Raw genomic sequence first — 14,529 nt, 5'->3', positions numbered from 1 at the left:
GACGGCTACCCGGTAACCGCCCGCCGGAACGGACCTGTCACTCGATCGGCGCAACTCCGCGCGGGGCCGGGCGGACCGGTCACTGGTAGGAGATCATCGAGGGCCTCGGCTCGAAGGTCATGGTCTGCTCCGGGGTGAGCACCGGGTGGTCCTCGTCGTAGAAGTTCTTCCACCCCATCGGCACGTCGTCACCCGGCCGGGCGGCCACGACCGAGTTCCAGGTGGCGGTCTTCTGGGCGGTCGAGCCCTGCCCGTCCATGTGGATCAGCACGGCCAGCTCGTCGCGCGTGGTGACCAGCGACGGCGCGTCCCTGATCATCGAGAGCGTGAACTGGTGGACCACGACCAGCTTCTGCGGCAGGGACTCGCGGGCGGTCAGGTCGGCCAGCCAGGCCGTGACCTCGTTGACCTCGGCCGCGTCCACCCCGCCGATCTGCCGCAGCGGCACCTGGTCCGGGCCCAGCTTCCACTCCGGGTCGACGGCGAGGCCGACGTGCGGCAGCCGCAGCAGCGGCGCGTACCGCTGGGCCTGGTCCACCAGCCGCGCCCGGCCCGGTTGCAGGTCGAGCACGACGTAGAGGCCCGCCCGACCGGCCTGCTCGACCCAGGGCAGCAGGGACTCGACGCTCGCCTCACCGGAGTAGTCGCCGTCCGGGCCGGGCGAGCCGTGCGCGACGGTGGCGATGATCTCGAACGTCGGCACCACGGGCACGTCGCTGAACGGCGCGTACTCGGCGGCCAGCCGCTTGGCCCGCTCGATGGACGCCTCGACGCCCTGCTCGCCCAGCACGCCGAGGACGGGCGCGCCGGGGTGGCCGTAGAGGCACACCAGCCGCCGGCCGGGGAACACCACCTGCCCGCCACCGGGCAGCTGCTCGGCGCGGACCGCGGTGCGCACCCGCGCCCGCAGGCGCTCGGCCGGGCCGAAGTCCGCGCCGACCGCCACGACCGCTGCCGGCGGTTGCGCGCGCAGCACGTCGATGGCGGCGGGGTCGGCCCTGGGGTCGTGGCCGTCCACCGCGACGACCCGCGCGCCGGCGGCCCGTGCCGTGGCGACCGCGGCGTCGTCGTGCCGGGTCGCGTCCACCACGACGGTCACCCCCACCGGTTCGGGGGCGTCGACGGCGGGCAGCTCGTCGGGCAGGTCGGGCGTCCGCCCGTCGCTCGCGGCGTCGATGCCGACCACCCGGACCCCGCCCCACTCCTCGGCGGCGCGGCGCGCGTCGGCGCCGACGGCCAGCACCGCCTCCGGTGACAGCCTCGCCACTTCCCGGCGCACGTCCTCGTCACCGGACCCGGAGGTCCACAGCATCGGCACGCCCAGCTCCTGCGCGACGACGCCCGCGGTGGCCGAGGCGGCGGCGTCCGCCTCGGCGGCCACCACCACGACGGGGGCGCTGCCGAACAGCGCCGCGCTGGTCGCGACCGCCGACCCCGGTCCGGGCGGGGCGTCCAGCACGGTGGTCTCCGCGCCGGGTGCGGCGACCACCGCGGTCCGCGCGGCGGCCGGTGTCCCGGGGTCCCCGGTGCAGCTCATCGCCAGGATCAGCGGCACGGCCGCGGCGAACCGGGCGACCCGTCCGGTCCGGGACGGTCGGCCGGGCAGGTGGTCGGGCAGGTGGTCGGCTCGCGGGAACTTCGTCTTCGACACCATCGACCCCCACCGTATACACCCCGGCGCGGCAACCGGAACCGGCCCGGCCGGGTGCGCGGGCATCGCGTTCGGACAGTCCTAAGTGGACGTCACAACCGCACGTCGGGCGCGCCGCCGGCGGTCCGGCCGCGCCACCGGGCGTTACGGTGGGCGTTCGGCGTCGGACAGGGGTGCTCATGATCAGCTTGGACCGCCTGGTGAACGTGCTGGGCGGCTACGGGGCGAGGTTGGCGTGCTGCCCGGTCTCGCGGTCGACGGAGCTGCGCAGCGTGGTGATGCGCGAGTCCACGCAGGCGCGGGCCGTCGCCGGGGACGTGTTCCTGGCCGTGGGCGCCGGATCGGTCGCACGGGCCGTGGGGTGGGCGGTGGCGGCGCGGGCGAGCGTCGTCCTGGTGCACGGCGACGCCGAGGCCGCCGGGCACGCCGCCGCGCTCGGGGAGGCCGGGGGCGTCGCGGTCCTGGTGGTCGAGCCCGCGGTGTCGTGGAGCCAGCTGGCCGGTGTCGTCTACGGCCTGGTGCTGGAGGGCCGCGAGACCGAGTCCGGGCGCGGGCCGACCGACCTGTTCGCGCTGGCGGACAGCCTGGCCGACGCGGTCGGCGGCGCGGTGACCATCGAGGACCGGTCCTCCCGGGTGCTGGCCTACTCCGGTGCGCAGCAGGGCGCCGACCGGGCGCGGCTGGAGACGATCCTCGGACGGCGGGCGCCCGACCGGCTGCGCTCGCTGTTCGAGGAGCGGGGCGTGTTCACCCACCTGGCCACCCGGGACGAGCCGCTGTTCGTCGAGCCGGCCGAGGCGCACGGGCTGACCGGGCGGATGGCGGTGGCGGTGCGGGCCGGCCGCGAGCTGCTGGGCTCGGTGTGGGTGACCTGCGGCAGCGCGCTGACCGGCGCGCGGCGGTCGGCGCTGGTCGAGGGCGCCCGCACGGTCGCGCTGCACCTGCTGCGCTGGCGGGCCAGCGCCGACCTGGAGCGGCAGGTGGAGTCCGACCTGGCGATCCGCCTGCTGGAGGGCACCGCGGACGCCGCCACCGTGGTCAGCAGGCTGGGCCTGCCGCAGGGGCCGCTGCGGGTGGTCGCCGTCCGGGCGCACATCGCCGACGAGCGCCACGCCGCGCTGCTGCTGGCGTTCGAACGGGCCACCACGGGGTTCGGCTGGTCGCGGCCGGGGCGCAGCACGCTGTCCGGCACCACGCTCTACACGGTCCTGCCCGGCGAGCGGGCCGACGCGGCGCGGGAGTGGGTGGCGGCGCTGCGGGCCGCGCTGCCCGCGCAGGTGGCGGTGACCGCGGGCATCGGCGGCACGGCGTCGGCGACCGACCTGCCCGCGAGCAGGCAGGAGGCCGACGAGTGCCTGGCGCTGCACGAGGCGCGCACGCCGGACGCGGCGCCGCCGGCGTACGACGAGTCGTGGGACGACATCCTGCTGCAACGCCTGCGGGCCGCCGCGCGGGCCGGGCGGACCCCGGCTCGCGGGCCGGTGGCCGAGCTGCGCCGCCACGACGCCGCCCGGGCCACGCACTACGTGGTGACCCTGCGGGCGTGGCTGGAGTCCCAGGGCGACCTGGCCGAGGCGGGCGACCGGCTCGGCGTGCACCCGAACACCGTCCGGTACCGGCTGCGCAAGATGGCCGAGGTGACCCCGCTCGACCTGGACGACGCCCGCAAGCGGCTCGCGATGATCATCGACCTGGCCGTGGCGGGGGACGACTGACCCGACCGTTGTCGGATTCCGACAAAGCCGCGTGGCCGGATTGACGGGAACGGACAACGGTGTCGGCGGTGAACCGGGCCAAGCTGGCTCTGACAGCAGCACTCGTCCGGTGGAGGTGGTCATGGTCGACGTCGAACGGCTCGACGGCGGACCTCGCTCGGCGGTCGTGGTCGGCGCGGGCGTCGTGGGCCTGTCGACCGCCTGGTTCCTGCAGGAGCGCGGCGTCGAGGTGACCGTGGTCGACCGCAAGTCGGTGGCCGCCGGCGCGTCGTGGGGCAACGCCGGGTGGCTCGCGCCCGGCCTGACCATCCCGCTCAACGAACCGTCCGTGCTGCGCTACGGCCTGCGCTCGCTGCTGAGCCCGACCGCGCCGCTGCACGTCCCGCTGACCGCGGACCCCGCGCTCTGGTCGTTCCTGGCCAGGTTCGCGGCGAACTGCCGGTGGCCGTCGTGGCTCCGCGCGGTGCACGCCAACCTGCCGCTCAACGCGGAGGCCCTTGAGGCGTTCGACGTGCTCACCGGCAACGGCGTGCACGCGCCCACCGTGAACGCGCCGATCACCGCCGCGTTCGAGACACCCCGCCAGGCCAGGGGGCTGCTGCGCGAGCTGGCCAGGATGGCCGACGCCGGGCAGCCGGTCGAGCACGTCGAGCTCGACGGCGACCGGCTGCGCGAGCACGTCCCCGTCGCCTCGCCCGCCCTCACCACCGGTGTGCGCATCGACGGGCAGCGCTACGTCGACCCGGGCGCCTTCGTGCAGGCCCTGGCCCGGTCGGTGGTCGCCCGCGGCGCGACGATCCGGCTGTTCGAGGTCACCGACATCCGCCCCTACAGCAAGGGCGTCACGGTCCACCCGCGGACGGGCGCGGCCGTGCACGCCGAGGTCGCCGTGGTCGCCACCGGCGCCTGGCTGTCCCGCCTGGCCGACCGGTGGGGCGTGCGCGTGCCGGTGCGCGCGGGGCGCGGCTACTCGTTCACCGTGCCCGTGGAGCGCCCGGTGCCCGGTCCCGTGTACCTGCCGGACGCGCGGGTGGCGTGCACGCCCTACCAGGGCGGGCTGCGGGTGGCGGGCACGATGGAGTTCCGCGACCCCGACGCGCCCGGCGTCCACGCCCGGCTGGAGGCGATCACCGCCTCGGCCCGCCCGCTCCTCGACGGCGTGCGCTGGGACGAGCGCCGCGACGTGTGGGTCGGCCCCCGCCCGATCACGCCCGACGGGCGGGCCCTGATCGGGGCGGTGCGCGCGCCGCGCGTGTACGTCGCCGGCGGGCACGGCATGTGGGGGCTGGCGCACGGCCCGGTCACCGGGCGGCTGCTGGCCGAGCAGATCACCACCGGCAAGCAGCCCGGGGCGTTGCGGGCGTTCGACCCGCTGCGCTGAGGAGCCGGCGTGGACACCACCGAGCCCACCGACGGCCCCCTCACCGACGAGGAGCGCGAGGAGCTGGTCTGGTTGCGCGCGGAGAACGCGTTCCTGCGCGTCCAGCGCGACGTCCTCACCCGCATCGCCTCCGGTTACGCCCACGACGTCGAGGTCTTCCTCGGCCGGCGCGCGACCGGCACGTGACGCGGCCGACCGCCCGTCCCACCGACCGTTCCGCCCCACGACCACCATCGCGTCCGCCGCGTCGGCGTTCACAGACCCGACGGGGCGGACACCTCCGCCGTCAGGGTGATCCCTCTCCTCCCAGGTCGCCCTGACGGCGCCTACCCGTCCCCGAAGACACCCGCGAGGCCACCATGACCGGCACCCACCCCGGCGTCCGACGCGTCTGGCTCACCCCCGACGCCCACCAGCGGCTGCGCGCCGAACTGGCCGACCTGGTCGCGGCCCGCGCCGGGACCGGCGACCCCGAGGAGCACGGCTCGCCGCCGCGCGTGCGGCGCGAGGCCCGCGTCCGCGAGATCCGGGAGCTGCTGAACAACGCCGTCGTCGGCGAGGACCCGCCGGACGACGGGATCGCGGAGCCCGGCATGGTGCTGACCGTGCGCTACGACGACACCGGCGACGCGGAGACGTTCCTGCTCGGGATGCGCGCCGTCGAGCACGGCGACATCGAGGTCTTCTCCCCCGAGAGCCCCTTGGGCGCCGCGCTCACCGGGGCCCGCCCGGGTGAGCAGCGCGCCTACCGCGCGCCCGGCGGCCACACGATCCGGGTCACCCTGCTGGACGCCGTCCCCTACGGCCTGCACCGGGCCGACGCCGGGTGAGTCCGAGGTGGACGGTCAGGACCGCTCGGTGTGGTCGCGCCGCCGGATGGTGACCAGCTCGCTGGCGTCACCGCGCTCCAGCCGCCGGGCCATCGACCGGGCGATGCGCTCGGCCTGCGACTTGGCGAGGTCGGCCTTCTCGCCCGCGAACATCCCGTCGACGGTCGCGTTCCACAGCGCCAGCCACCGCGAGAAGTGCGCGGGCGACAGGCGGGCGCGCCCGTCCAGGTCCAAATGGACGCGCAGGAGGTTGCGGCGGTAGGAGCCGGCGCGGAACAGGACCGTCTCCCAGAAGTCCGCCATGACCGGCAGGTGCGACGTGAGGTCCAGCCGGGCCACGTCGCGGAAGACCGGCCCGAGCGCCCCGTCCTCGAAGGCGCGCCGGTAGAACTCGCCGACGACGGCCAGCACGTCCTGCCGATCGCCCAGGTCGCGCGTCGCGGTCACACCCGCTCCCCCGTCCCGACCGGACGCGTCGGACGGCCGGTCGGCGGTGGGCACGGATCGACCCTAGCAAAAGAGGTGGTCCCGCTCCCTGTCCAGGTGCGGTCAGTGCAGGACCTTGAGCCCCACGACGCAGGCCACGATCCCGAGCAGGAGGACGACCTTGGCGAGCGAGACGGTTTCCGACCCCGTCCACATGCCGTAGGCGACGGTGAGCGACGCCCCGATGCCGACCCACACCGCGTAGGAGGTGCCGACGGGGAGTTCCTTCATCGCGCAGGCCAACCCGGCCATGCTCGCGAGCAGCGCGACGCCGAACACGACGGAGGGCGCCAGCCGGGTGAAGCCGTCGGACTTGCCGAGGGCGGTGGCCCACACGGCTTCCAGCACACCGGACACGATCAGGACGAGCCAGGACACGGTTGCTCCTTCGAGCGCCGTCTTGTCGCTGGCCGGGTACGGCACCGCTCGTCCGGGCGCCTCCTGGACGAGGCGCCCGACCATCGTCGCACACCGGCAGAGCCGCTAGTCGGGCATCCCGGACGTGACGGCCAGCATCAGCAGCATCATCGGCGCGCACAGGAGGGTCGTCGCGGAGGCGGTCGCGGTGAGGCCGATCCGCTGGCCGGTCCTGCCGGTGATCCTCCCGTTGACCACGAGCTGCCACACCAGGGCGAGGACGGCGGGCAGCAGCACGGAGTGCGGGATGAGCAGGAAGTGGTAGTTGAGCCGCCCACTGCCCCACGGCGCCACCACCAGCGTGACCGGGAAGGAGAACGTCCAGTAGACGACGAACGTCGCCAGCGCCCTCACCACTCGGCGCCCCGCCGCCGGCCGGGGTTCGCGCGACCACCTCCACGCCAGGAACCCCGCCACGACCACCACGACCGCGACCAGGCCCAAGGCGAACAGGAACCACGGGCCGTCGAAGACCCACGACCACCACGGGTACTCGTCCCGGACTTCCTCGGCCGCGGCCTCCAGGACGGTCAACGACGCCAGGTGCACCCGGTGCGAGCCGGGGCCGTAGTCGAACGTGCGGGTGCACGGGGTGCCCTGCCCGTCGTAGGTCGCGGTGCACGACAGGGCCGCACCGGGCGTGGTGTCCAGGCGGACGTCGAGCGCCTTCCCATCGACGGTGGTGGTGCAGGTGGCCACCTGGTCCGTGTCCCTGGCGCACTCGATGTCGTGGTGGCTGACGGCGAACTGGGTGGTGGTGATCTTGTACAGGCCGTCGGTGGCCCGGGCGGGCGAGACGGGCGCGACGGCCAGCGCGACGAGGAACAGCAGCGCGGGCACCAGCAGTGGCAGGTAGCGCAGCGGTCCGGCGGTGCCGCGCTGGATGACGGTCGTCGTCACGGGAGCCCCCTCGGGTCGCTTCCGGGATCGACGCCGCGGGCCCGACCGTTAGCCGCCTGGGCGGAGGACCGCGGGAACCGCCCGTTCGCCGCACCGGCGGGGAGCCGGTGCGGCGGGACAACCCGTGCGGCGGACCGCGCTCAGGCCGGGCTGACCGAGGTCAGGTAGCGGTCGGCGAGGTCCGGGTCGAAGAACCAGTGCCGCAGGTCCGAGGGGTCGGCGAAGGCGTTGACGAACCGCCCGGCCACCGCCGGCAGCTCGCTCGCCGCGCCGAAGATGCGCATGATGTGCTCAGGCGGCGGCTGGAGCATGGCGTTGGTCCAGAACGTGGCGTGCCGGGCGTGCTCCCAGTACGACTCGAAGGCCCCCGCCATCCACTCCTCGTCGAACGGCCGGTCACCGCGCTCCTCGATGCTGTCCAAGTAGGACGCCGCGCACTTGGCCGCGTTGTTGGAACCCTGGCCGGTGATCGGGTCGTTGGCCACGACGACGTCCGCCATCCCCAGCACCCGACCACCCGCGGGTAACCTGCCCACCGGCTTGCGCACCACCGGCGGGTAGGAACCCGTCAGGGTGGCGCGCGCGTCGGTCAGCTCCACCGAGCGGCAGCGGTCGTGCTCCCACGGCATGAACTCGCGCATCAGGCGCAACGTCCGGTCCAGGTGCTCGGCCGGGCCGGGCCGGTCGTCCCAGCAGTCCAGCGGTCCGCCGGGCAGGCCCTCGAAGAACAGGATCTCGCAGGGGCCGCTGAGGGTGAACCCGGGGATGACGAACAGCTCGCCGACCCCCGGCACCGCGTTGAACCGCACCGCGTGCACGTCCGGGTGCTCGGGCCGGGGCTCCATGCCGTGCACGTAGGCCACCGACAGCACCCGCTGCGGCTCCCGGTACGGCGACCGCTCGGGGTCCCGGTCGAACAGCTGCACCAGCTCGCCCTTGCCCGCCGCCACCACGACCAGGTCGTACAGCGAGGTCAGCGAGTCCAGGTCGGCGGTGGTCACGCCGTGGTAGACGACCTTGCCGCCGCGGTCCTCCAGGAGTTCCAGCCAGCCCGCCATCTTCACCCGCTGGTCCACCGACTGCGCGACCTCGTCGAGCAGGCCCAACCAGTCCAGCGCGCGCTGCACTCCCCCGCCCTCGCCCGGCACGCCCACCGACAGGCCGAGGCCGCGCACGTCCGGCGTCGCCTCCTCCCACAGGTTCAGGCCGAGGTCCCGCTCGTGCTGGAGCGCCGGGCCGAACATGCACTGCGTGGACATCACCCGCCCGCCGCGGATCTCCTCCGGCGTCCGCGCGGACATCACCGTGACGTCGTAACCCCCGTCCACCAACCCGAGCGCCAGTTGCAGGCCGGACTGGCCCGCTCCGACGATCAGCACCTTCCGCATTGCCGCCACCTCTTCCACCGCAGGGCGTCCACTCACACCGGCCCGAAGGACAGGCTCAGGTCCATCGCGTAGGAGACGAGGGCCCTCAGCGCGCCGCCGACCGAGGCGCGGTCCCGCGCGTCGCAGGTGACCAGCGGGACGTCCGGCGAGATGGCCAGCGCGTCGCGCACCTCGTCCAGGTCGTGCGCCAGCAGCCCGTCGAACTTGTTCACCACGACGACGAACGGCAGGTCCGAGTCGTTCTCGAAGTAGTTGATGGCCGCGAACGACTCGGCGATGCGACGGGTGTCGACCAGCACGACCGCGCCCAGCGCGCCGCGCGACAGGTCGTCCCACATGAACCAGAAGCGCGGCTGGCCCGGTGTGCCGAACAGGTACAGCACCAGGTCGTCGCTCAGCGTCAACCGGCCGAAGTCCATCGCGACCGTGGTGGTGGTCTTCTCGCCCTCCGGGTCGACCGGGTCGACGCCCTCGGCTGCCTCGGTCATCCACGCCTCGGTGTTGATCGGCGGCACCTCGGACACCGAACCCACGAACGTCGTCTTGCCGACCCCGAAACCGCCGGCGACCACGATCTTCGCCGAAATCGTCAACGGCGCGGCGTCAAACGCCCTTGAGCCCATCCAGAATCCTCTCCAGGAGGTGCACGTCGTACTGGTACTCGAAACCGGTCGGGTGGATGAACACCAGCTCCTGGGCGGCGAGGTCGCTGAGCAGCACCCGGATGACGCCGAGCGGGATGTCCAGGTGCGCCGACAGCTCGGCGACCGACGTGCGCTGCCGCGCCCGCTCGTACAGCGCCTGCGACTCGGGCATGAGCTGGGAGCTGGCCTGCGGGTCGTAGTTCGGCACCGACACCAGGGTTTCCACCAGCAGCAGGTGCCTCGGCCGGGTGCGGCCGCGGGTGATCGCGTACGGGCGGACCCTGGTGCTGCGCATGGCGCCGGGCGCCGGGTTCGGTGGTGCCGGGTTCGGGGGTGGTGTCACAGCGCTGGGGGTCACTGCGGGTCGTTCTCCTTCGGCGGTCACGTGCCCGGGCGCCGCGCGGTGACCGTGCGGCGCATGTCGGCCCGCAACTGCGGCGTGAGCGCGTGCCCGGCGTTGTCGACGAACTTGGTCATCTCGTAGCCGATGACCTTCATGTCGCACGCCGGCGAGGTCAGCACGCCGAGGCCGGCGCCCTCACCGATGTCCATGAACAGGAAGTACCCGCCCGTCAGGCGGACGACGATCTGCTCGCAGGAGCCCTTGTCGAACACGGCGGCGGCGTTGCGCGCCAGGCTGAGCATGCCGCTGGAGATCGCGGCGAGCTGTTCGGCGGCCTCCACCCCGACGGTGTCGGAGGCCACCAGCGGAAGTCCGTCGGACGACAGGATCAGCGCGTGCGTGACGCCGTGCACCCGGCGGGCGAAGTCGTTGATCAGCCAGCTGAAGTCCGGCCCGGCGGTCTGGTCAGTCATCACTCGGGTGGTCCTCGCGGTGATCGACGGGGAGGGTGCCGCGGGCGGCCTGCTCGCCCGCGTCGAAGTCCGCCAGGTCGGCGAAGAACCGCTCGCCGCCGACCGGTCCGCGGTGCTCCTGCGGCGGCACGGCGGGCGCCGGGACGCCGCGCAGGCTGGTCGGGACGCGGCGGGGCAGACCGCCGGGCGTCACACCGCCGGCGGTCGGGCCGCCGTTGGCCGCGCCGTCGTCCGACACCGCGTGCCTCGGCCCTTCGAGGTGCGGGCGGGGCGAGGGCTGGGCCACCGGGGCGGGCGGCGTGGCGGTGGTGCGCGTGAACGACACCTGCGGCGCTTCGCGCACCAGCTCGGCGGGCAGCAGCACGGAAGCGGTCGTGCCGTGCGGCGAGCGGCGGCCCAGCCACACCCGCACCTCGTGCTTCTCGGCCAGCCGCCGCACCACCGCGAGCCCCATGTGCTCGATGGTGGCGCTGTCGAGGGCGGGCGCGGCGGACAGCTCGGCGTTCAGGTCGGCCATCCGCTCGGGCGGCAGGCCGATGCCGGCGTCCTCGACGCGCAGCAGGATGCTGCCGTTCTCGGTGATGTGGGCGCTCACGGTCACCGCCGAGTTCGGTGGCGACTGGGCGGTGGCGTTGTCGAGCAGTTCGGTCAGCAGCCGGCTGACGTCGTCGGCGGCGAAGCCGACCACCGCCAGCTGCGCCACCCGGCCGACCTCCACGCGCTGGTACTGCTCGATGGCGGAGATCGCGGCCCGGATGACGTCGACCAGCGGCGCCGTCTCCTCGGCGGCGGCGCCCGCGTCCTGGCCCGCGAGCACGCGCAGGTTCTCGGCGTTGCGGCGCAGCCGGGTGGCCAGGTGGTCGAGCCGGTAGAGCCGGGCCAGGGCGTCGGGGTCCTGCTCCTCGGCCTCCATCCGCTCCAGCTCCGCCAGCAGCGAGTCCACGAGGTTCAAGTCCCGCAACGCGATCCCGGCGCACACGCCGGCGAGCACGTCGTCCCGCTGCCTGCTCGCCGGCGGCGGGGCAGGGGGCAGCGGCGCGCGGGGCGGTGGGGTCCGCCGGGGTTCGAGGAGGTCGGCGACGGTGTCCCGCGCCTGGTCCAACAGCGATCTGGCGCCCTGCCTGCGGTACTGGTCGAGCAGCGACCGCATTCGGCTCACCACGCGTGCTCCGCTTGGACGTCGTCGTCGGTCAACACCGCGTCAACCTTAGTCACGCAGAGGTCACGGTCAAGACGGAGGGTAGCTAAAAACACTCGATCGGGTACCCAAAGTGATCACAGTCGGGACAAGACCGCTGGTCACGCTGCATGTCGTGACCACGAGGTCGACGCCTCGCCATCCCGAACCCCCATCGTGGGTCCCCCCTCGCGCTCCGGGGCGGTGGTGGTCCCGCCGCCCCGGACCGCGCCGCCTCAGATCAGGTGGGTGTTGGGCTCCAGGCCGCACAGCACGCGCCCGTAGAGCTCCAGGTTCGTGTTCGGGTGCAGCACGCCGTGCAGGTTGATCGTCTGGATGTCGCGCTCGATGCGCTGCATCGGCTTGTCGGTGTAGATGGACGACCCGCCGCTGGCGGTGTTGTAGAGGTCGACGGCCTCCTTGGCGCGCAAGGTCGACGCGCCCATCCGCATCCGCGCGAGGGCGCGCTCCTCCATCGTCCACGACTCGCCGTCGCGCACCTTGGCGTCCACCAGCTCGGCCGCGCGGCGCACGTGGAACTCGGCCTCGTCGATCTTCACCGCCGCCTCGGCCACCTGCAGGTGCGTCAGCGGGGCCTCGGACTGGCGCTCGTAGTTGGTGTAGGTGATCTTCCGGTCGGGCAGCCGCTCGAAGAACTCGTCGCGCGCGGCCTTGGCCATGCCCAGCGGCACGGCGCTGGCGCCGGCGGCCGTGATCGGCGAGAACGGCGCCTTCCACATCGGGGACCCGGCGTTCAGCTCGGAGCGGTGCTGGTTCTGCATCACCAGCGGGAGCATCGGCAGGATGCGCGACTCCGGGACGAACAGGTCCTGCACGACGGTCGTCACGCTGCCCGTGCCGCGCAGGCCCACGGTGTCCCAGTCGTCCACGATCGTCATGTCCGCCTTCGGCACGGCGATCATCACCGGGGCGAACTGGCCGTCCTCGCCGGCGAGCACGGCGGAGTGGATGAACCACTGGCTGTGCAGCACACCGGTGCTGAACGGCCACTTGCCGTTGAGGATCGCGCCGCCCTCGGTCGGCGCCGCGACGCCGTTGGGGCTGACGCTGCTGCCGATCCGGACGTCGGGGTCGGCGAAGACCTCGTCCTGGACCTCGTCCGGGAACAGCCCGGCCAGCCACGAGCTGATCGTCATCGTGCTCACGGTCCACCCGACGGAGCCGTCGCCGCGGGCGAGTTCGGAGATCACGTCGCACACCGTGCGCACGTCGGCCTCGTAACCGCCGTAGCGGACCGGGACCCGCATCTTCATCAGGCCGGCGTCGACGATCCCCTGCAGCACCTCCTCGTGCAGGACCTTGTTCTCCTCTTGCCACGCGGCGTGCTTGCGGATCAGAGGGACCAGCTCGGTCGCCCGGCGGACGAGTTCAGCACTCGCCGGCGCCGCGATGATCGTCATCTGCGCTCCTCGATACGATGGCAGGACACAAGTTCGGTAGATCTACCGCTTCCCGACTCTTACACGGGTGCCATTCACGCACTTCTTCGACGTTGCCCAGTTGACCGGGGGCAGGGCTTTCCCCGAATGCGTTTCACCATAACGGGTGAAGCAGCACGCTGATTTGCGGAGTGCCGAATTCGTTTTGTTTACCCGGGACGAACGCGGCGATCAGGCGCGCACCGCCCCGATCGCCCACCCCCGCGCAGCGACGTGCCCGGCCGGCGCGAGCGCCGACCGGGCACGGGGACATCCGGGGCCGGGTGGCCTACTTCCACTGGATGATCTGGAGGTAGTTGCCGTCGGGGTCGGCGAAGGTGCCGAACTTGCCCTTCTCCCGGTCCTCGATCGAGATCCACTGCACGCCGGCCGCGTTCAGCTGGGCCTCCATGGCGTCGAAGTCCTCGACGTGGAAGTTGATGATCGCGCGGCCCGGCTCGTTGTTCTTGGCCTCGACGTCGTCGCGCCCGTCGATGACCAGCAGGAAGCCGCCCAGGTCGATCGCGCCCTCGCCGGTGAACTCCGGCGCCAGCGCCTTGACGTACCAGGCCCGCATCTCGGCGGGGCGGGTGGTGCCGAGCAGCATGCTTCCGGGCGTCAGGGTGGTCATGTCTGATCTCCTCGTTGTGTGATCACAGTTCGCGGCGGGGGCTGTCGCCACACCACGCGTCCCGGTGTTACGTGATTTCGCGTTCCACTGCCTCGGCGGCGCGCTTGATCGCCGCCAGCCGACGGTCCCAGTCGGCCGCGAGCGAGGACATCCACCGCGTGGTGGCGTCCAGACCGGCGGGCCGCAGCGAGTACTTCACCTCGCGCCCGACCCGACTGCCGACGACGAGGCCGGCGGCGTCCAGGACGGCGAGGTGCTTGACGATCGCCTGCCGGGAGACGGGCAGCCGCCCGGCGAGCGTCGTCGCGGTGACCGCGCCCTGCGCGGCGAGGAGGTCGAGCAGTCGGCGACGGGTGGGGTCGGCGAGCGCGACGAGAACACTGCCGACCTCCTCGACCGCGCCGTCGGGTTCTGCCCTCACACAGTCGACTCTTCGACGCGCGTCTTGGCCGCGTTGAGCACGTACGGCCAGCCGCCGGTGAGGTTCTTGAACGTCTGCTCGCGCAGGTCGTCGGGCACGTCGAGCGCCGCGAAGCCGCTCTCCACCACGGTCAGGCGCGTCTTGTCGCCCTCGGAGGACAGGGTGAACTCGACCAGGGTGCTGTTGCCCTCGGTCAGCTCCTGACCGGGGGTGGCGGGCGCCCAGCGGTACGCCACGTAGGACTGCGGCTCGACCTTGACCACGGTGACCGGGAAGTCGCCGTCATCCGGGTTCTTGGCCACCATCGACTCGCCCTCGACGGCGGTGGTGCCCTTGATGCTCTCCGGGTCGGCCACCCAGAAGCCGGGCGCGGCCACCAGCGACCAGACGCGCTCCACCGAGGCGTCGATCAGGGTGTCGCGCTCGATCCGGTCTTCGCTCATCAGGAAACTCCTTCAAGTGCCAACGTTGAGTGCAACCAGATGATTGCACGTCGATGGTCGTCGTGCAACCTGACAGTTGCACGAGGGTCGCGGGCGCGCCGGGCGACCGGGGACGGCCGGGCGTCGGGAATCGACCCGACAACGGCCGCGCACGGCCCGAACGCGAATGGGTAGCACGGTGACGGAAAAA

17 protein-coding genes and 1 riboswitch are annotated in these 14,529 nt (G+C 73.2%); of the genes, 4 read left to right on the top strand and 13 right to left on the bottom strand.

Annotated elements, in window-relative coordinates:
* Positions 1–79 precede the first annotated feature (79 nt).
* On the bottom strand, positions 80–1,654 hold the full coding sequence (locus AB0F89_RS22375; protein WP_367127493.1) for a hypothetical protein: 1,575 nt from the start codon (positions 1,652–1,654) through the stop codon (positions 80–82).
* Positions 1,655–1,830: 176 nt separating this feature from the next.
* Between AB0F89_RS22375 and AB0F89_RS22370 the strand changes: the two genes are divergently transcribed.
* The 4 genes from AB0F89_RS22370 (at position 1,831) to AB0F89_RS22355 (ending at position 5,577) form a co-directional block, all read left to right on the top strand.
* Positions 1,831–3,366, top strand: coding sequence for a PucR family transcriptional regulator (locus tag AB0F89_RS22370; protein WP_367127492.1), 1,536 nt, complete (start codon positions 1,831–1,833; stop codon positions 3,364–3,366).
* Between the two features lie 121 nt (positions 3,367–3,487).
* Positions 3,488–4,747: an NAD(P)/FAD-dependent oxidoreductase gene (locus tag AB0F89_RS22365; RefSeq protein ID WP_367127491.1), complete on the top strand. Its 1,260-nt coding sequence runs from the start codon at positions 3,488–3,490 to the stop codon at positions 4,745–4,747.
* Positions 4,748–4,756: 9 nt separating this feature from the next.
* Positions 4,757–4,933, top strand: coding sequence for a hypothetical protein (locus AB0F89_RS22360; protein ID WP_367127490.1), 177 nt, complete (start codon positions 4,757–4,759; stop codon positions 4,931–4,933).
* A gap of 173 nt (positions 4,934–5,106) precedes the next feature.
* The gene (locus tag AB0F89_RS22355; RefSeq protein ID WP_367127489.1) at positions 5,107–5,577 is read left to right on the top strand and encodes a GreA/GreB family elongation factor; all 471 of its coding nucleotides are present in this window, start codon (positions 5,107–5,109) and stop codon (positions 5,575–5,577) included.
* Positions 5,578–5,592: 15 nt separating this feature from the next.
* Here the strand turns inward: AB0F89_RS22355 and AB0F89_RS22350 are convergent, their stop codons facing one another.
* The 12 genes from AB0F89_RS22350 to AB0F89_RS22295 all read right to left on the bottom strand — a co-directional run bounded on the left by AB0F89_RS22350 (position 5,593) and on the right by AB0F89_RS22295 (position 14,339).
* A complete protein-coding gene (locus AB0F89_RS22350) occupies positions 5,593–6,078 on the bottom strand; it encodes a group III truncated hemoglobin (RefSeq protein ID WP_367127488.1) in 486 nt (161 codons plus the stop codon).
* A 48-nt stretch (positions 6,079–6,126) separates the two neighbouring features.
* A complete protein-coding gene (locus AB0F89_RS22345) occupies positions 6,127–6,441 on the bottom strand; it encodes a multidrug efflux SMR transporter (RefSeq protein ID WP_367127487.1) in 315 nt (104 codons plus the stop codon).
* An 11-nt stretch (positions 6,442–6,452) separates the two neighbouring features.
* A riboswitch (guanidine-III (ykkC-III) riboswitch) is annotated at positions 6,453–6,520 on the bottom strand.
* Between the two features lie 26 nt (positions 6,521–6,546).
* Positions 6,547–7,380 (bottom strand): hypothetical protein, encoded by an 834-nt coding sequence (locus AB0F89_RS22340; protein ID WP_367127485.1) that lies wholly within the window; start codon positions 7,378–7,380, stop codon positions 6,547–6,549.
* A gap of 140 nt (positions 7,381–7,520) precedes the next feature.
* The gene (locus tag AB0F89_RS22335; protein WP_367127484.1) at positions 7,521–8,768 is read right to left on the bottom strand and encodes a styrene monooxygenase/indole monooxygenase family protein; all 1,248 of its coding nucleotides are present in this window, start codon (positions 8,766–8,768) and stop codon (positions 7,521–7,523) included.
* A 32-nt stretch (positions 8,769–8,800) separates the two neighbouring features.
* A complete protein-coding gene (locus tag AB0F89_RS22330; protein WP_367127483.1) occupies positions 8,801–9,391 on the bottom strand; it encodes an ATP/GTP-binding protein in 591 nt (196 codons plus the stop codon).
* Positions 9,372–9,707, bottom strand: coding sequence for a DUF742 domain-containing protein (locus AB0F89_RS22325; protein ID WP_367138972.1), 336 nt, complete (start codon positions 9,705–9,707; stop codon positions 9,372–9,374). The genes AB0F89_RS22330 and AB0F89_RS22325 overlap by 20 nt, the downstream gene beginning before the upstream one ends.
* A gap of 86 nt (positions 9,708–9,793) precedes the next feature.
* A complete protein-coding gene (locus AB0F89_RS22320) occupies positions 9,794–10,228 on the bottom strand; it encodes a roadblock/LC7 domain-containing protein (RefSeq protein ID WP_367127482.1) in 435 nt (144 codons plus the stop codon).
* Positions 10,221–11,378, bottom strand: a complete 1,158-nt coding sequence (locus AB0F89_RS22315) for a sensor histidine kinase (protein ID WP_367138970.1) — start codon at positions 11,376–11,378, stop codon at positions 10,221–10,223. The genes AB0F89_RS22320 and AB0F89_RS22315 overlap by 8 nt, the downstream gene beginning before the upstream one ends.
* Before the next feature lie 263 nt (positions 11,379–11,641).
* A complete protein-coding gene (locus AB0F89_RS22310) occupies positions 11,642–12,826 on the bottom strand; it encodes an acyl-CoA dehydrogenase family protein (protein WP_367127481.1) in 1,185 nt (394 codons plus the stop codon).
* A gap of 307 nt (positions 12,827–13,133) precedes the next feature.
* Entirely contained in the window at positions 13,134–13,475 is a 342-nt protein-coding gene (locus AB0F89_RS22305) for a VOC family protein (RefSeq protein WP_367127480.1), read from the bottom strand.
* A 67-nt stretch (positions 13,476–13,542) separates the two neighbouring features.
* On the bottom strand, positions 13,543–13,896 hold the full coding sequence (locus AB0F89_RS22300; RefSeq protein ID WP_367127479.1) for an ArsR/SmtB family transcription factor: 354 nt from the start codon (positions 13,894–13,896) through the stop codon (positions 13,543–13,545).
* Positions 13,893–14,339, bottom strand: coding sequence for an SRPBCC domain-containing protein (locus AB0F89_RS22295; RefSeq protein WP_367127478.1), 447 nt, complete (start codon positions 14,337–14,339; stop codon positions 13,893–13,895). The genes AB0F89_RS22300 and AB0F89_RS22295 overlap by 4 nt, the downstream gene beginning before the upstream one ends.
* Positions 14,340–14,529 lie beyond the last annotated feature (190 nt).

The sequence above is a fragment of the Saccharothrix sp. HUAS TT1 genome (assembly GCF_040744945.1).
Classification (GTDB): Bacteria; Actinomycetota; Actinomycetes; order Mycobacteriales; family Pseudonocardiaceae; genus Actinosynnema.
This window is presented reverse-complemented; position numbering and strand designations above follow the sequence as displayed.